This window comes from Amycolatopsis sp. cmx-4-83 (assembly GCF_046548815.1).
In the GTDB taxonomy this organism is placed as follows: domain Bacteria; phylum Actinomycetota; class Actinomycetes; order Mycobacteriales; family Pseudonocardiaceae; genus Amycolatopsis; species Amycolatopsis pretoriensis_A.
In genome coordinates, this window is record NZ_JAEBEF010000007.1 from 126,688 (window position 1) to 142,813 (window position 16,126).

Here is a 16,126-nt window from a genome sequence, read left to right on the forward strand (position 1 = left end):
AGGCCCCTCGCCGGTGTTGGCCGTTCGGTGCAGGCCGCTGCTGTTGCAGTCCGCCACTGCCCCACCCGGCGCGGGTTGGCCGAAGCCCGCGCGGATGCCGCGTTCGGTGTGGGCGCCGATGCGCAGCGGTCCGGCTACCACCTCATCAAGCGCGGGTCAGCCAACGCTCCTGCGCAGGTGCTGGGGACCGGCGTTCGGCGCGGGAGCCCGATATGCGGCGGTCCGGCCACCGCCCTCGCATGGCGCGGGTCAGCCAAAGCGCCGGCGCCGTGTTCGGTGCGGGAGCCGCTGCACCCGCGGGCATGCCACGGCCCTCGCAGGCAGCGGGTTGGCGGAGGCCCCTGCGTCAGTGCCGCGGACCGGTGCTCGGTGCAGGGCGGCTGCGCTGCGGTCCGGCCATCGCCCCACCGGCGCGGGTCCGCCGAAGCCCGCGCGGATGCCGCAGGCCGCGTTCGGTGTGGGGAGCCGCTGCTGCGCTGCGGTCCGGCCATCGCCCCCCAGCGCGGGTCCGCCGAAGCCCGCGCGGATGCCGCAGGCCGCGTTCGGTGTGGGGAGCCGCTGCGCCCGCGGTCCCGGCGCCGCCGAAGCCCCTGCCCCGTCGCCGCTGCCGCGAACCGGTGCTCGGTGCAGGGCGGCTGCGCTGCGGTCCGGACACCGCCCCCCTCGGCGCGGGGCCGCCGAAGCCCTGCGCCGCTGTCGCGGACCGCGGCCGGTGCGGGAGCCGATGCGGGTCAGCCGAAGCTGCCGTGCCGTCCTTCGCCGCCCGCGAACCGCGCCGCGCCCTCCACTGCCTCCGCCGCCAGTACGCCCGTGCCCATCGCCGCCGCGAACTCCGCCGTCAGCGCGTCCTCTTCGGAGCGTCCCCACTGCGCCAGCGCCGAAAGCCGGTCGCCGCGCAGGCACGCCTGCGGGAACGCCGCCAGCTGGCGGGCCAGCTCCTGCGCCGCCGTGACCGCCTCGCCCGCCGGCACCAAGCGGTTGGCCAAGCCGATCGAGAACGCCTCCTCCGCCTCCACCGCCCGTCCGGTCAGGATCAAGTCCATCGCCCGCGACTGGCCGATCAGCCGCGGCAGGCGCACCGTGCCGCCGTCGATCAGCGGGACGCCCCAGCGGCGGCAGTACACGCCGAACACCGCCGTCGCGTCCGCGACCCGCAGGTCGCACCACAGCGCCAGTTCCAGCCCGCCCGCGACGGCCGGGCCGTGCACCGCCGCGAGCACCGGCTTGCCGAGCGCCAGCCGGGTCGGGCCCATCGGGCCGTCCCCGTCCGGGTGGGTGCGGTTCACCCGGTCGGTGCCGATCGCCTTGAGGTCGGCGCCCGCGCAGAACGCGCCACCGGCGCCGGTCAGCACCGCGACGGCGGCGGCCGGGTCGGCGTCGAACGCGCGGAAGGCGTCGGCCAGCTCGGCCGCGGTGGGCCCGTCGACGGCGTTGCGCGCGGCGGGCCGGTCGATCGTGATCGTGGTGACGGGTCCGTCGTGCTCGACCAGCACGTTCCGGGGCATCGGCGCTCCTCGAGGGTTGACCGGCGTGTCTTCCGGGCACGCCTTCCCTAGAGTATTGGGGTGGCCACTCCCGGGACGGGGATCGGCGAGCCGGGAGGAAGCGCATGTCGGGCGGCATGAAGAAGGTCCTGATCGTCGGGGTGGTGGCGATCGTGCTGTTCTTCCTGATCACCCAACCCACCCAGTCCGCCGATTTCGTGCACCGCGTGCTCGGCTGGCTCAAGGACGGCGCCGAAGCGATCGTGACGTTCTTCCGGACGCTCTTCTCCTGACTTCGACACCCGCGCACCGGCACCGCCGCGGGCGGCGCCGGTGGCTACCGTGCGTGTTAACGGACGGTAAATCACGCAACGTCACCAATCCCGGATTTCGGACCCCAGCACTCGACCATCCGGGTGGATTGCGGCTGAAAACGCGCAGGTCGGCGAATTCGTGGCAGCCGGGGTCTGGCGAAGGGGACCACCCCGGCCCTACGGTGCTCACATTGCGTGATCGGGTGGTTCGCCCTCCCCCCCGGAGACCCCCGGTACGCAGGCAGTTTCCACTCAGCAAGGTGCAGGTTGGTGCGTGCGGCACCACCGCGTGGGACAGGCGTCAGGCCCTGTCCGTCGGGGACCTACAAGGAGGCAGGGATGACCGGAGATCCCGGAGTGGACGCGCTGATCCGGCAATGGGCCGCCGAGCGCGAGCAGACCCCCGAAGAGCAGGAGGTCGACCGCATCGCGAACGCGTGGCTGGCCGACGCGCCGCCGCAGGCTCCGGGCATCCCCGGCCAGCGCGCCCGGACCGGGCAGTCCCGGTTCGTCCCCGTCGAGTCGGCCGACCCCGGCTACCTCGCCGCGATGCGCAGCCGGCTGCCGGACGTGCCGGAAGAGCTCCTCACCGCCGCCGCGGGCTGGTGGCAGATGGTCGGCGGCGTCGCCGAGGCCGAAGAGTGGTGGGACGCCGGCATCAGCCCGCTCGACCAGCGGGCCCTCGACTACCGGGCGGCCGGTCTCGCGCCGTCCGACCTGAGCCGCCGGCTCGGGCCGATGACCGTCCTGCAGCACCTCCGCCGCGGCAGCGCCCCGGCCTGGTGCGTCGCGCGCCTCGCGCGGCAGCAGAAGTCCGCCTGACGGGACGCTTTTCACTCGGCCGGGTGATCCGGTGTGGTGAGACGATCGGGACGACCCGCGTAACGCTAACCTGCGCGGGCTCGTTGACACTTCGTCGACACCACGCTGGAGGACCGGAGTTACGTGCGCACCAGTACCGGAAACACCGAGGACGACCCGATCGACGCGAGCGTCGAGGAAGCCGCCCCCGCCGCACCGGCACCGCGCTCGTCCGGTGTGGCCGTGCTCACCCGGCTGATCGTGGTCCTCGCCGTGCTGGCCGTGGCCGGCGGCGGGATCTGGCTCGTCACCCGCGCCTCGACGCCCGAGGCGAGCCCCCTCACCACCGAAATCCCCGCGTTGCAGGTCAAGGCGGCCGACGTCCGCCCGGGGTCGGTCGCCCCGGCCGGTGGCGCCGTCGCGGGCGGGGCCGAGCAGCAGACTTCTCCCCAGCAGGCCCGCAGCACCGGCCCGGCCACGCTGTCGCAGTGGGCGAGCCAGGTCGCGGCCGTGACCGGCGTCCCGGCGCGGGCGCTGTCCGCGTACGGCAACGCCGAGCTGGCGATGCGCGCGGACCAGCCGAAGTGCAAGATCTCGTGGGCGACGCTGGCCGGCATCGGCCGCATCGAGTCGAACCACGGCCAGTACGCGGGCGCTGTCCTCGGCGCGGACGGCCGCCCGTCCAAGCCGATCATCGGCGTCCCGCTCGACGGCTCTTCGGGCGTCCAGGCGATCGGCGACACCGACGGCGGCCGCTACGACGGCGACGCCGGGGTCGACCGCGCGGTCGGCCCGATGCAGTTCATCCCGAGCACCTGGCGCAAGTGGGCCTCCGACGGCAACGGCGACGGCCTCGGCGACCCCCAGCAGATCGACGACGCGGCCCTGGCATCGGCCCGCTACCTGTGCGCGGGCGGCCGCGACATGGCAAGCCCGAGCGGCTGGTGGGCCGGGATCCTGTCGTACAACAACTCGACGGAGTACGCGCAGAAGGTGTTCGGCCTGGCCGACGGCTACGCGAAGGGCGCCCAGTCGGTTCGCAAGCAGGGCTGACCAGCGTGGCTGCTGGCCCGGTGGGTGCTGGGTGCTCAGCCGGTCCGCGAGCAAGGGGCTGGTTCATCGTGGTTCGAGCCCGCTGCTGTCCTGGGTCAACGGCCGGCGAGCCTCAGCTCGTAGCGCGTGAGCACGATCGGCTCACGCCGCCCACCACACCGATCACCGACACCGGTGTCGCGGACGTCTTCGTGCCAGCCGGAGAAACCCTTGGTCACCTGCCGGGTCAGGCCATGGGCGTGCAGCCGTTCGCGGATCCGCAACCGGCGAGCGGCCGTGGTGTCAGCGGTCTGCCGGGCAGCGCCGCCGATACCCGCGTCGACCGGCCGTCCTCATCGGTCATCCCGAGCGCGACCAGCCCATGCTGTGTTTACCGCCGTAGTCGGCCCAGCTGGCTCGCCCTGTGCGGCGACGGGTCCGGATCAGGGTGCTGTCCACCAGCACCACCACGCCAGGCCGGGTTACCAGCCGGCGCAGGACCCGGTCCAGCCGCGCGGCGCGCGGTGAGCAAGGCGATGACCGCCAGCACCCAGCGGCGCACCGTGGTGGCCGGGACGCCCTGACCGCTGCCCCCGCCGGCCGCTGAGGCCGGGATCGTCGGTGGCCGCCGATAGACTGGACCAGGGGACGCCCCCCAGGGACAGGGCGGGGGCCGGGCTTCTCTCAGCCGCCCAGTGCTAGCGTCGGACCCGTGCCAGATCCCCGCCCGTCGGCCGCGTCCCCCTGGGGGCGCCGGATCGCGATCGCCGCGACGTGCCTGGTGAGCCTGCTCGTCTGCTGTGGGCTCGCCTGGTGGCAGTGGGACCGCTTCACCTCGGCGAACGGCACCTTCCAGAACCTCGGCTACGTCCTGCAGTGGCCGCTGTTCGGGCTCTTCCCGGCCTTCATGTTCTGGCGGATCCGCCAGCTGCGCCTGAAGGCCGAAGCCGACGGCACCGCGGACGAGAAGCCGGCGCCCGTCGCCGAAGTGCCCGCCCCCCGCCCCCGTCCGGACACCCACGTCTCGGACGAGGACGAGGAGCTGGCCGCGTACAACCGTTACCTGCGCGAGCTGAACGCCCGCGACCAGCAGGCCGCAGAGTGAGGACGACCCGATGACCACCAGCACCGAAGGCGCCCGGACAGCGGTGCCGCTCGCCGGCCCCCTGGTCCGGTTCCGGACCGCCGCCTACGTCACCGGCGTCGGGCTGCTCGGCCTCTGCTTCGTGATGGTGCTGCGCTACGGCTTCGACAACCCGACGCCGTCCGCGGTGTACTCGCCCATCCACGGCGTCCTCTACATGATCTACCTGGTGCTGACCATCGACCTGGCGATCAAGGCCCGCTGGTCGATCAAGGGCACCGTGCTGGTGCTGCTGGCCGGCTGCGTCCCGTTCGTCTCGTTCCTCGTCGAGCGCCGGGTGACGCACAAGGTCAAGGCCGGGCAGAAGCTGTAGCCGCGGCCGGGCGGCGGAACGTCAGCGCCACCAGGAACGTGCAGGCCGCGAACACCGCGGCCGTCCCGAACGCGGCGGTCATCCCGTCGACCGTCAGCTGGGCGCCCGCCGAGCCCGCCGAGCGGGTCACCGAGCCGAACACGGTGATCAGCACGGCCAGGCCGAGCGTGCTGCCGACCTGCTGCATCGTCTGCAGCACGCCGCCCGCCGCGCCCGCGTCCTCGCTGGGCACCGTGGCCATCACGATCACGTTGAGCGGCGCGAACGCCAGCCCGGCGCCGAGCCCCATGAGCAGCAGCGGACCCAGCAACGCGGGGAAGTACGCGCTGCTCGTGGTGAGCGTGGCGAGCCAGCCGACGCCCGCGACCATCATCAGCGAACCGCTGATCGCGAGCGGCTTCGGCCCGTAGCGGGGGAGCAGCCGCGGCACGAGCCGGCTCATGGTGAAGATCAGCGCCGCCATCGGCAGGAACGCGAACCCGGTGGCCAGCGCGGCGTAGTGCCGGATGTCCTGCATGAACTGCGTCAGGAAGAAGAACATCGACATCATCGCCATCGGGCCGAGGAAGAAGTTGACGTAGGCCGCGCTGCGGTTGCGGTCGGCGAACAGGCGCAGCGGGACCAGCGGCAACGCGGTCCGGGCTTCGATCACGACGAACGCCGTCAGCAGCGCCAGGCCGCCGGCGAGCGAGCCGAGCGTCACCGGGCTGCCCCAGCCGTCGGACGCGGCGTGGGTGAAGGCGAACACGAGCGCGCCGACGCCGAAGGTGCCGGTGATCGCGCCGGGCAGGTCCAGGTGGGCCCGCCGGCGGGGCGGCTCGGGGACGAACCTCGGGGCGAGGAGCACGATCGCCAGCCCGAACGGGACGTTGATGAACAGCGCGGCGCGCCACGAGATCCATTCGGTGAGCAGGCCGCCGACGATCAGGCCGATCGCGAAGCCGCCGCTGGACATCGCGGAGAACAGCGCGAGCGCCCGGACGCGGGCCTTGGCCTCGGTGAACGTCGTGGTGACCAGGGCCAGGGTGCTCGGCCCGGCCATGGCGGCGCCGACGCCCTGCAGGACGCGGGCGGCGATGAGCAGCGCGGCCGAGTCGGCGAGGCCGCCGGCCAGCGAGGCGAGGGTGAACAGCGCGGTGCCCGCGACGAACATCCGGCGCCGCCCGAACAGGTCGCCCGCCCGGCCGCCGAGCAGCAGCAGGCCGCCGAAGACGAGGCTGTAGGCGGTCATCACCCAGGACAGGCCGGTGGGGGAGAACCCCAGGTCGGCCTGGATGCGCGGGAGTGCGACGTTCATCACGGTCGCGTCGAGGATGAGCATGAGCTGGCAGGTCAGGATGATCGCGAGGACCAGCCCGCTGCGGTGGGCCGGCGCCGGGACGGGCGCGCGGTGGAGCGTTTGCTGCGACAAGGGATACTCCCCCAAAGGAGCAGGAAGGCAAGCGGAGAGTTTCTCCACTTGGACACGACGCGATAATATGGAGAGTATCTCCGGATGCGCAAGTGAATTCGGAGAATCTCTCCGGTTACGTGGTGAGGAGGCCGGGATGCCGGGTGGTGACGCGGTCCGTCCGATGCGGGCGGACGCACGGCGCAACTACGAGCGCATCGTCGCGACGGCGAAGGAGCTCTTCACCGCGCAGGGGCCCGACGTGCCGCTGGACGACGTCGCCAAGAAGGCGGGAGTCGGGGCCGGGACGCTCTACCGGCACTTCCCGACCCGCGAGAAGCTGTTCGAAGCGGTCTACCGCGACGAGATCGAAGTGCTCGCCGACCGCGCGTTCGCGCTGCACGACGAGCTGCCGCCGTGGGAGGCGCTGGAAGCGTGGCTGACCGACCAGGTCACCTGGGTCGTCGAGCGGCACAAGCTGGCCACGTTCCTCAAGGAGTCGATCGACTCGGGCTCCGAGACGTTCCAGTACTGCCAGAAGCGGCTGCGGGAAGCGACCGGGGTGCTGGTGGACGCCGCTCAGGACGCGGGGCTGATCCGCGCGGACATCGAGGGCGTCGACGTGCTGCGGCTGGGGCACGGCGCCGGGATGGCGGTGCGCAACTGCAGCCCGGAGGACGGCAGGCGGGTGCTGGCCGTGATCCTGGACGGCCTGCGCGTCTGACGCAGGCCGCCCAGGCGGGGCTCAGCTGCCGATGCCGGTGAGGGAACGGACTTCCATCTCGGCCTGCTTCTCGGCGTCCGCCTTCGGCTTGCCGACCAGCGTGCCGACGAACCCGCACAGGAACGAGAACGGGATCGAGACCAGGCCCGGGTTCTTCAGCGGGAACCAGGCGAAGTCGATGCCCTTGAAGATCGAGTCCGGCGAGCCCGAGACGACCGGCGAAAAGAGCACCAGCAGCAGGCACGCGATCAGGCCGCCGTAGATGCCCCAGAGCGTGCCGGTCGTGTTGAACCGCTTCCAGAACAAGGAGAAGAGCAGCGTCGAGAGGTTCGCCGACGCCGCCACCGCGAACGCCAGCGCCACCAGGAACGCGATGTTCTGCCCGTTCGCCAGGACGCCGCCGACGATCGCGAACACCCCGACGACGATCGCGGTCAGCCGCGCCACCCGGACCTCGTCGGCCGGCTCCGCCTTGCCCCGCTTGAAGATGTTCGCGTAGACGTCGTGGGCGAACGAGGCCGACGCGGTGATCGTCAGCCCGGCCACGACCGCGAGGATCGTCGCGAACGCGACCGCGGCGATGATGCCCAGCAGCAGCGTCCCGCCGACGTGCAGGGCCAGCAGCGGCGCCGCCGAGTTCTCGCCGCCGGGCGCGGCCTTGATCTCGTCCGCGCCGACCAGCGCGGCCGCGCCGAAGCCGATCACCAGCGTGCACAGGTAGAAGAGGAACATGCACGCCGTCGCCCAGACGACGCTTCGCCGCGCCTCACGGGAGTTCGGCACCGTGTAGAAGCGCATCAGCACGTGCGGCAGCGCCGCCGCGCCGAGGACCAGCGCCAGCGCGAGCGAGACGAAGTCCAGCTTGGTGGTGCCGTTCTTGCCGTACGAGCCGCCCGGCTCGAGGAGCTTGTCGCCGAGCGGGCTGTTTTCGGCCGCCGAGGAGAGCAGGTTCGAGAACGAGAAGCCGAACTTGCCGAACAGGAACACCGTGAGCAGCGCGCCGCACAGCAGCAGGATGGTCGCCTTGATGATCTGCACCCACGTGGTGCCCTTCATGCCGCCGACCAGCACGTACAGCACCATGACCAGTCCGACGACGCCGATCACCAGCGCCTGGCCGAGCTTGGAGTGCACGTTCAGCAGCAGCGCCACCAGGCCGCCGGCGCCCGCCATCTGCGCCAGCATGTAGAAGAACGAGATGACCAGCGTCGACGTCGCGGCCGCCGCGCGGACCGGGCGCTGCTTCATCCGGAAGCTGAGCACGTCGCCCATCGTGAAGCGGCCGGTGTTGCGCAGCAGCTCGGCGATCAGCAGCAGGTCGACCAGCCAGGCGACGAGGAAGCCGATCGAATAGAGGAAGCCGTCGTAGCCGTGGATCGCGATGGCGCCGGCGATCCCGAGGAAGGACGCCGCCGACAGGAAGTCGCCGGAGAGGGCGATGCCGTTCTGGCGGCCGGTGAACGCGCTGCCCGCGGCGTAGTAGTCCGCCGTGGAGGAGTTCCGGCTGCTGGCGCGGTAGACGACGTACAGCGTGATGGCGACGAACAGGGCGAACACGGCCGTGTTGACGATCGGGTTGCTGGCGGGCACCCCGCCCGCGGCGAGGGCGGTCACCGGCGCGGCCCTTCCGGCACGCCCGCGCGGGCGCGCAGCTCGGCCACGCGGGGGTCGACGTGGCGGCGCGCGTAGCGGAGGTAGAGCCAGGTGACCAGCGCGGTGCTGGCGAACTGGCCGATGCCGAGCACGATGCCGACGTTGACCTGGCCGAACACCTTGCGGCTCATGAAGTCGTGCGCGTAGGCGGCCAGCAGCACGTACGTCATGTACCAGGCGAAGAAGGCGAGGCTCATCGGGAAGACGAACCCGCGGAACCGGCGGCGCAGCGCGACGAACTCGCGGCTGGCCTGGATCCCGGTGTAGTCGGGGCCGGTGGGAGCGGCGGGCCGCCGCTGCGGGGCGCCCGGCGGGCGCTCCCCGCTGAAGAGGGCCGGCATCCGGCCGGTCTCCTCGAGGGCGTTGCCCGTCGCTGGTCGCGCGACGTCGTACATGGGTGCCTCCGGCAGAGAGCCTGGCGTGGCGGCGGGACGCGGTGCCCCGCGGCGGGGCGCCGGCCGCCCTTGCGGTCTGCGAGGCGAACATCGTAACTACGCCGTCCGGCGGAGTCCGAAGGCGGCCGGGCGGTTCCGGGTCCGGCAGCACCGGGTATTCGGTTTCCCGTCGAATCCGTCGAATGCGCTTTCGGTGGCGAGATCACGGGCAGATCACTCGTAATGATGAGAAGAATTGTGACGCGACGTTGTCGCGTTCGGCCTACGCTGCGGCGAACGAAGTAACCGGGCGGGGCTCGGGTGACCTTCGATCACTCCGGGTAGGCGAAGTAAGGTCCGATGGCGCCGAAGAGGGTCCTCCCGCGGAGGGCGTGGCGACGAAGATCCACTGGTAGGCGCGGGTTCTCGTCAGAAATCACCAGGTCGGGTCACGGCAGGCCGCAACGCCACAAGATCGGGCACATCTTGAGACTTGACCCACCCGTTGGGGGTACAGAGTGTAGATCGTCCGAGGTATGCTGCTCCCCTGTCTGGGCTAATCGGGTGACGACCGGATGCCTGGGTGAGGCGTGTCCGGTAACCGGAATTCCCCCTTTGGGAGCGGGATCGGCGGGGTTCTCGGCCGGTGCTCCGCTTTTCGCAGGTCAGCGCCCGAGCGGACGACAAAATTGACCGGCCCGACCGCGGGGGTACGATTCTTTGGCCCAGCTGACCGCAGCGATCGATTGGCACCGATTAAGTTGATCTCGACAACCGTGCAGAACGCAACTTGCGACGTGCACGTGCACAGTCCCTTGCACGGGACGTCGGGGCGGTGCCTGCCCGGAAACGGGCGCGCGGACGGCGGGGCTGCCGGGGGCGAGCGAGGGCGACGGCGAAGTGGCAGGGTGCGGACGGCGCGGCCGTCCGGGCGCCCGCCGCGAGCCGGCACGCCGCGCCGCCGACGCGGATCCATGACGCCGGACAGGGAGTCACTCACGTGACCGTTGCAGGAGAAGGTCAGGTGCCCGTGGGGGAGCTGCTCGGCCGAGCGCCCCGGCGGTCGAAGGGGAAGGCCCTGTGGCACGCGCTCGTGCACTGGCGCGACTGGAGCCTTCCCGTCAAGCTCTCGGCCGTCACCGTCGTGCCCATCGTCATCGCGCTGGTGCTCGGCATCACGACGATCGCGGCCCAGGTCGGCCGCTCGGACGAATACCAGCGGCTCGACCGGCTCGTCGCGCTCGGCGGCCAGGTCCGCGCGCTCACCGGCGCCCTGCAGCAGGAGCGCACGGTCACCGCGGCGATGCTGACCGACGGCACCGTCGGCGGCACCCCCGAACTCGCGGCGGCCCGCAAGGGCACCGACGCGGCGGTCGGCCCGTTCACCGCCGCCCAGTCCCGCGCGGCCGCCATCGAACCGGGCGTCGCGGGTGCCGCCGGCGCCGCCACTTCGCAGCTGGGCAACCTCGACTTCCTGCGCCGCCAGGTCGACGGCGGCCAGCTCGACCCCGGCCAGGCCATCACGGCGTTCTCCGACCTCGCGAAGCCGCTCGTCGCCCTCGACACCGCGGCCACCGCGGGCGCCGGCGACGGCACGCTCGGCGGCACCCCCGCCGGGCTGCACGAACTCCTCGTCGCGGGCGAGCAGGTGTCGGTCAGCCAGGCGCTGGTGTCCTTCGGCATCGCGCGCGCCGGGCTTTCGCCGAGCGAGCTCGCCACCCTCCGCGCCGCCGAGCTGCGCCTCGGCGACCGGCTCGTCGACTTCCGCTCCGCGGCGGGCGACACGCTGCAGCGCGACTTCGCGGCCATCGCCGAAGGCTCGCAGGCGCAGAGCCGCGCCCGGATGGTCGAGTCGGTGCTGAACGCGCCGAGCGGCGCGGTCGACGACGCCTTCCGGACGCTGTCGCCCCAGGACTGGAACGCCGCGTCCGGCGCGATGCGCACGCAGATCGGGCAGGTCGCCGACCGGCTCGGCGGGGCGGCGTCGGCGACGTCGGCGGAGCTGGTCGACGAGTCCAGCAGCGGTGCGGGCCTGCTCGCCGTGCTGCTGTTCGGCGCGATGGTGCTCGCCGTCGCGGTCGTCTTCCTCATCACCCGCCAGCTGCTGCGCTCGCTGAAGGTGCTGCGCCGCAGCGCCCTCGACGTCGCCGAGAACGCGCTGCCGGAGGCCGTCCGCAACATCCAGGAGGGCCGCGCGCAGGGCACCGACGTCCGGCCGGTCCCGGTGCAGACCGACGACGAGGTCGGCGAGGTGGCGCGCGCGTTCGACAAGGTGCACCACCAGGCGCTGCGGCTGGCGACCGAGCAGGCCGCGATGCGCACCGGCTACGGCAGCGTCTTCGTCAACCTTTCGCGGCGCAGCCAGAGCCTGGTCCAGCGGCAGCTGCAGCTGATCGAGCAGCTCGAGCGGGACGAGGAGGACGCCGACCAGCTGGCGACGCTGTTCCAGCTCGACCACCTCGCCACCCGGATGCGGCGCAACAACGAGAACCTGATGGTGCTCTCGGGCGCCGAGCCGGGCCGCCGGTCGGGGAAGCCGGTCGGCACGACGGACATGCTGCGCGCCGCGGTGTCGGAGATCGAGCAGTACCAGCGGGTCCAGGTCCAGCCGCCGCCCCCGGCGCGGATCGTCGGCTACGCGGCGAGCGACCTGATGCGCCTGGTCGCCGAGCTGCTGGACAACGCCACGGCGTTCTCCGCGCCGGAGACGTCGGTGACAGTGGCGTCGCGGCTGGGCGAGGACGGCTCGCTCAACATCGACATCCTCGACAAGGGCATCGGCATGAACGAGGCCGAGGTCGCCGAGGCGAACACCCGGCTGACCGAGGCGGGCTCGGTCGACCTGGCCACCTCGCGCCGGATGGGCTTGTTCGTCGTCGGCCGCCTGGCCAGCAGGCACCGCATCGCGGTCTCGTTGCACGGCGGCAAGGACATCGTCGGCGTCCGCGCCACGGTCGTCGTCCCGGCGGACCTGGTGATGCCGGTGACCGACGGCCCGGCGACCGGCCCGATCGGCGCCCTCCAGCAGCACCCGGCCAGCCCCGCGGCGGGCAACCGCCTGCCGCGCCGCCAGGTCAACGGCCACTCCCGCCCGCGCCCGGTCGTCCCGCAGCAGCCGGCGATGGGGGAGGAGCGCTGGCCGTCGGCGAGCGACCTCGCGGGCCTCTCGGACCCGCGCCCGCCCTCGGACCTGGAGATCTCCGGGACGGCGCTGTTCGCACCCCTCCCGAAGGACGACGACACCCCGCCGTCGCCGCCGCGCCCGACGTTGCCGGCGGTCCTGCCGGTGCCCCCGCAGCCGCCGAAGCAGCCGAAGCCGGACGAGCTGCCGGCGGGCAAGGACCTGTTCTCCGCCAACGAGACGACGCTGAGCGACTGGTGGCGGCAGGCAACGGCAACCCCGCCGGCCGCCCCGGCCCCCGAGCCGGCCCCGGACCGGTCGGAGACGACCCCGATCTTCGACGAGATGCTGTCGGCGTGGTTCCGCGAGGACAAGCCGGCCGCCGCTCCGGCGACCCCGGTCACTCCTGCTCCTTCGGCCCCCGCCTCGGCTCCTTCGGCCGAGGAACCGGCCGCGGCGGAAGCGGAACCGCAGGAGCGACGCAGCTGGGACTTCGCGAGCGACGAGAACTTCCGCACGGTCCAGGCCCGGTCCCAGGCCGCCCCGACGGCGTTCACGGAGGCGGGCCTCCCGCGCCGCCGCCGAGGTGAGCAGCTGATGCCGGGCAGCGCGGTCCCGCCCCCGGCCGCCCCCACCCCGGCGCCGTCCCGCCCGGAACTCCCGGTCCGCGACCCGGCGGACGTCCGAGGCCGCCTGAGCAGCTTCCAGCAGGGCGTGACCCGCGGCCGCCAGCAGGCCCGCCAGTCGAAGCCCCCAGCAGCCGGCACCGAGGGCGCGACACCGGCCACGGCCGCCCAGCCGGGCACGACTACTCCGGCACCCCAGCCGGGCGGGGGCGCCTCGGCCTTCCAGCCGGGAGCGGGCGATCCGGTACCTCAGCAGGCAGCGGGTCTTTCGCCTGCGCACCAGCCGGGCACCGACGAGCCGGCGGTGGGCGCTTCGGCCACGCAGGCAAGCGCGGACCAGCCGACCGGCCCGCAGCCGGAGACGGCGGCCCATCAGAGCGCTTCCGCCGCGCACCCGCCCACCGGCACCGACAAGCAGCCCGCCGGCTCCCAGCCGAACGGCCTGCCCCAACCCCGCCGCCAGTCGCCGGCGGACCAGAGCGGCCAGCCCGGGCCCGGCCCAGCCGGCGCTCAGCCGAACGGCCTGCTTCAGCCGGGTCAGGCGGGTGCCCTGCCGAACGGTCTGCTTCAGCCGGGTCAGGCAGGCGCTGAGCCGAACGGGCTGCCCCAGCCGGGTCGGGCGGGTGCCCTGCCGAACGGTCTGCTTCCGCCGGGGCGGCCGAACGGCCTGCCCCGATCGGGCCAAGCCGGTGCCCAGCCGAACGGGCTGCCTCAGCGGGGCCAGGCGGGTGCTCAGCCGAACGGCCTGCTGCAGCCCGGCCAGGCAGGCGCCCAGCCGAACGGCGCGCCCCAGCCGACCCCGCCCGGCGCTCCGAACGGCCTGCCCCAGCGCGGCCAGACCGCGCCCCCACCGGCCACCGACCTCCACCCCCCGGCGCAACCGCCGTCCGACGAGCCGGAAGTCCTCGCCGCCACCGGCCGCCCCAGCGCCCCGCCGTCGTCGCTGCCCTCCCGCCGCGGCGCCGGGGCGGAAACCCCGGAGACCCCCGAAGCCCCCGTCCCGCGCGAGGAAACCTCCGCCGTCGAGGTCACCACCGAGTGGAACTTCGGGACCGATGACGGGTGGCGGGCGGTGCAAGCGGTGTCCCAGTCGGCACCCGCCACATTCACTTCGGCAGGATTGCCCCGGCGCCGTCGCGGGGAGCAGCTGCTTCCGGGCAGCGCCGGACCGCCCACCGGAGCCACGGCTCCCCGACCACAACGGGACGCGCACGACGTGCGCGGCCGCCTGCGGAGCTTCCAGCAGGGCATCGAGCGTGGACGCCACCGCACCGCACAGGCGGCCGAGACCAACCACGAGACACTGGAGGGTGAATGAACTCGCCGAGTAGCGCCCAGCCGACGCAGAACCAGTTCGGCTGGCTGGTGAACGACTTCGCGGAGCGGGTGCCCGGCGTGGCCCACGCCGTGGTCGTCTCGGCGGACGGCTTGCTGCTGACCGCGTCGAACCGGCTCCCGCTCGACCGGGCCGACCAGCTCGCCGCGGTCGCTTCGGGTCTGGTCAGCCTCACCCAGGGCGCCGCCCGCTGCTTCGAGGCCGGCGCGGTCAACGAGACCGTCGTCGAGATGGAACTCGGGATCATGGTGCTGATGTCGATCAGCGACGGGTCCTGCCTCGCCATCCTCGCCGCCCCCAACTGCGACATCGGCCAGGTCGCTTACGAGATGACGATGCTCGTGGACCGGGTCGGCCAGATCCTCACGCCGGAGCTGCGCGCCCAGCTTCAGGGCTCCGGTGGGTCGCTGATCGGCGAACCGGTGGGATGATGGCGCGATGAGCACGGGGTCCGGATTCAACGGCGAACCACCCGAGGGCCAGCAGCCCGCCGGGCGTGGGGACGACGGCACGTTCGCCGACGTCCTCAACGGGTTCACCCTGGATTCCGGCCGTGCCCGCCGGAAGCGCAAGAAGAGCAAGGAGTCCCCGCCACCCCCGGCCGCCGGTGCGCACGCGGCCGCGGAACCGCCGGCGCCCGCGCCGTCGGCCGACCCAGGAGATCGCGTGACCTCTTTAGTCTCTCCACCCGGCAGTACCGACGGGGACAGCCCGCGACCTGGTGGTTTGTTCGATCCGGGGCCACCCAGCGGCGAATTCGTGATGCCCGCGGTGTTCGAGCAGCCGCCCGCGCCGGAGGAGCTGACGGCCATCGTCCGGCCCTACGCGCTGACCGGCGGCCGCACTCGGGCAAACTACGCCCTGGAGCTGGAGACACTGATCTCCGCGAAGGACTACGCTGCCACCGGTGGCTTCCCCGAAGTGGCCGCGGAGCAGATCGAGTGCATCTCGATCATGGAAGAGTGCCGGACCCCCCGTTCGGTCGCCGAGATCGTGTCGGCCTTGCGGGTGCCACTGGGTGTGGCCCGGGTGCTGATCAGCGACGCGGCCGACGCGGGGCTGGTCACGGTGCACAAGACGATTACGGGCAATGACGGCGCCGAGGCACATCTGGTGTTGATGGAAAGGGTTTTGAGTGGACTCCGTCGGCTATAAGGCACCGCGGGACACCGCGCCCCCGACCATGACATCCGCCAAGATCGTGGTGGCTGGCGGGTTCGGAGCGGGGAAGACGACCTTCGTCGGGTCGGTGTCGGAGATCGTGCCGCTGACCACCGAGGCGATGATGACCGACGCCAGCGTCGGCGTCGACAACCTCGACCACACGCCGGGCAAGTCGACGACGACGGTGGCGATGGACTTCGGGCGCGTCTCCCTGGACGCGGACCTGATCCTCTACCTGTTCGGCACTCCCGGCCAGCAGCGGTTCTGGTTCATGTGGGACGACCTCGTCCGCGGTGCGATCGGCGCGGTGGTGCTCGCCGACACGCGCCGGCTCGCGGACTCGTTCGCCCCGATCGACTTCTTCGAGGACCGGGGACTGCCGTACATCGTCGGCGTCAACACGTTCGACGGCGTGCTGGAGCACGACATCAACGACGTCCGCGAGGCGCTGTCGATCGACCCGAACATCCCGATCGTCCGCTGCGACGCGCGGGACCGCGAGTCGACCAAGCAGACGCTCATCACGCTGGTCGAGTACGCCATGCGGCAGTGGATCGCGTTGCGGGCGGCCAACGCCCGCTGACGCCACACGGGCCCGGGGAACACCCCGGGCCCGGCGCCGCGCACACCCGGTGGATCGTCGGCCGGCG

At 72.7% G+C, this 16,126-nt stretch carries 15 protein-coding genes; 10 read left to right on the forward strand and 5 right to left on the reverse strand.

The features are described 5' to 3' along the window. Nucleotides 1–731: 731 nt before the first annotated feature. The gene (locus ACLJQM_RS22200; protein WP_410632634.1) at nt 732–1,505 is read right to left on the reverse strand and encodes a crotonase/enoyl-CoA hydratase family protein; all 774 of its coding nucleotides are present in this window, start codon (nt 1,503–1,505) and stop codon (nt 732–734) included. Nucleotides 1,506–1,609: 104 nt separating this feature from the next. Here ACLJQM_RS22200 and ACLJQM_RS22205 point away from each other — a divergent pair, with 104 nt between their 5' ends. The 3 genes from ACLJQM_RS22205 to ACLJQM_RS22215 all read left to right on the forward strand — a co-directional run bounded on the left by ACLJQM_RS22205 (nt 1,610) and on the right by ACLJQM_RS22215 (nt 3,652). Then, the gene (locus ACLJQM_RS22205) at nt 1,610–1,777 is read left to right on the forward strand and encodes a hypothetical protein (RefSeq protein WP_166641399.1); all 168 of its coding nucleotides are present in this window, start codon (nt 1,610–1,612) and stop codon (nt 1,775–1,777) included. A 360-nt stretch (nt 1,778–2,137) separates the two neighbouring features. Then, nucleotides 2,138–2,620, forward strand: coding sequence for a helix-turn-helix transcriptional regulator (locus ACLJQM_RS22210; RefSeq protein ID WP_247012056.1), 483 nt, complete (start codon nt 2,138–2,140; stop codon nt 2,618–2,620). 123 nt (nt 2,621–2,743) lie between these two features. After that, the gene (locus ACLJQM_RS22215; protein WP_410632635.1) at nt 2,744–3,652 is read left to right on the forward strand and encodes a lytic transglycosylase domain-containing protein; all 909 of its coding nucleotides are present in this window, start codon (nt 2,744–2,746) and stop codon (nt 3,650–3,652) included. A 95-nt stretch (nt 3,653–3,747) separates the two neighbouring features. Here the strand turns inward: ACLJQM_RS22215 and ACLJQM_RS22220 are convergent, their stop codons facing one another. Further along, nucleotides 3,748–3,915, reverse strand: coding sequence for a hypothetical protein (locus ACLJQM_RS22220; RefSeq protein ID WP_410632636.1), 168 nt, complete (start codon nt 3,913–3,915; stop codon nt 3,748–3,750). Nucleotides 3,916–4,343: 428 nt separating this feature from the next. Between ACLJQM_RS22220 and ACLJQM_RS22225 the strand changes: the two genes are divergently transcribed. Both ACLJQM_RS22225 and ACLJQM_RS22230 read left to right on the forward strand, forming a co-directional pair. After that, nucleotides 4,344–4,736 (forward strand): hypothetical protein, encoded by a 393-nt coding sequence (locus ACLJQM_RS22225; RefSeq protein ID WP_410632637.1) that lies wholly within the window; start codon nt 4,344–4,346, stop codon nt 4,734–4,736. Nucleotides 4,737–4,746: 10 nt separating this feature from the next. Beyond that, nucleotides 4,747–5,088, forward strand: coding sequence for a DUF3817 domain-containing protein (locus ACLJQM_RS22230; protein ID WP_086857625.1), 342 nt, complete (start codon nt 4,747–4,749; stop codon nt 5,086–5,088). Here the strand turns inward: ACLJQM_RS22230 and ACLJQM_RS22235 are convergent. Next, on the reverse strand, nt 5,066–6,499 hold the full coding sequence (locus ACLJQM_RS22235; protein WP_410632638.1) for an MFS transporter: 1,434 nt from the start codon (nt 6,497–6,499) through the stop codon (nt 5,066–5,068). The two genes, ACLJQM_RS22230 and ACLJQM_RS22235, sit on opposite strands and share 23 nt — an antisense overlap. A 136-nt stretch (nt 6,500–6,635) precedes the next feature. Between ACLJQM_RS22235 and ACLJQM_RS22240 the strand changes: the two genes are divergently transcribed. Next, entirely contained in the window at nt 6,636–7,202 is a 567-nt protein-coding gene (locus ACLJQM_RS22240; RefSeq protein ID WP_360766833.1) for a TetR/AcrR family transcriptional regulator, read from the forward strand. A 21-nt stretch (nt 7,203–7,223) separates the two neighbouring features. Here the strand turns inward: ACLJQM_RS22240 and ACLJQM_RS22245 are convergent, their stop codons facing one another. Continuing rightward, entirely contained in the window at nt 7,224–8,816 is a 1,593-nt protein-coding gene (locus ACLJQM_RS22245; protein ID WP_360766836.1) for a cation acetate symporter, read from the reverse strand. Further along, nucleotides 8,813–9,250, reverse strand: coding sequence for a DUF485 domain-containing protein (locus tag ACLJQM_RS22250; protein WP_360766839.1), 438 nt, complete (start codon nt 9,248–9,250; stop codon nt 8,813–8,815). The genes ACLJQM_RS22245 and ACLJQM_RS22250 overlap by 4 nt, the downstream gene beginning before the upstream one ends. A gap of 1,003 nt (nt 9,251–10,253) precedes the next feature. Here ACLJQM_RS22250 and ACLJQM_RS22255 point away from each other — a divergent pair. Genes ACLJQM_RS22255 through ACLJQM_RS22270 form a run of 4 tightly spaced genes read left to right on the forward strand, consistent with a single transcriptional unit; the run spans nt 10,254 to nt 16,059 of the window. After that, nucleotides 10,254–14,294: a nitrate- and nitrite sensing domain-containing protein gene (locus ACLJQM_RS22255; RefSeq protein WP_410632886.1), complete on the forward strand. Its 4,041-nt coding sequence runs from the start codon at nt 10,254–10,256 to the stop codon at nt 14,292–14,294. Continuing rightward, a complete protein-coding gene (locus ACLJQM_RS22260; RefSeq protein WP_247012042.1) occupies nt 14,291–14,743 on the forward strand; it encodes a roadblock/LC7 domain-containing protein in 453 nt (150 codons plus the stop codon). The genes ACLJQM_RS22255 and ACLJQM_RS22260 overlap by 4 nt, the downstream gene beginning before the upstream one ends. A gap of 7 nt (nt 14,744–14,750) precedes the next feature. Continuing rightward, entirely contained in the window at nt 14,751–15,467 is a 717-nt protein-coding gene (locus ACLJQM_RS22265; RefSeq protein WP_360766842.1) for a DUF742 domain-containing protein, read from the forward strand. A gap of 28 nt (nt 15,468–15,495) precedes the next feature. Beyond that, nucleotides 15,496–16,059: a GTP-binding protein gene (locus ACLJQM_RS22270; protein ID WP_086861521.1), complete on the forward strand. Its 564-nt coding sequence runs from the start codon at nt 15,496–15,498 to the stop codon at nt 16,057–16,059. The last annotated feature ends 67 nt before the right edge of the window (nt 16,060–16,126 follow it).

Coding starts and splice junctions, on each gene's coding strand:
- ACLJQM_RS22200 (WP_410632634.1), bottom strand. CDS start 1,505: ATGCCCCGGAACGTGCTGGTCGAGCACGACGGACCCGTCACCACGATC.
- ACLJQM_RS22205 (WP_166641399.1), top strand. CDS start 1,610: ATGTCGGGCGGCATGAAGAAGGTCCTGATCGTCGGGGTGGTGGCGATC.
- ACLJQM_RS22210 (WP_247012056.1), top strand. CDS start 2,138: ATGACCGGAGATCCCGGAGTGGACGCGCTGATCCGGCAATGGGCCGCC.
- ACLJQM_RS22230 (WP_086857625.1), top strand. CDS start 4,747: ATGACCACCAGCACCGAAGGCGCCCGGACAGCGGTGCCGCTCGCCGGC.
- ACLJQM_RS22240 (WP_360766833.1), top strand. CDS start 6,636: ATGCCGGGTGGTGACGCGGTCCGTCCGATGCGGGCGGACGCACGGCGC.
- ACLJQM_RS22250 (WP_360766839.1), bottom strand. CDS start 9,250: ATGTACGACGTCGCGCGACCAGCGACGGGCAACGCCCTCGAGGAGACC.
- ACLJQM_RS22260 (WP_247012042.1), top strand. CDS start 14,291: ATGAACTCGCCGAGTAGCGCCCAGCCGACGCAGAACCAGTTCGGCTGG.
- ACLJQM_RS22265 (WP_360766842.1), top strand. CDS start 14,751: ATGAGCACGGGGTCCGGATTCAACGGCGAACCACCCGAGGGCCAGCAG.
- ACLJQM_RS22270 (WP_086861521.1), top strand. CDS start 15,496: ATGACATCCGCCAAGATCGTGGTGGCTGGCGGGTTCGGAGCGGGGAAG.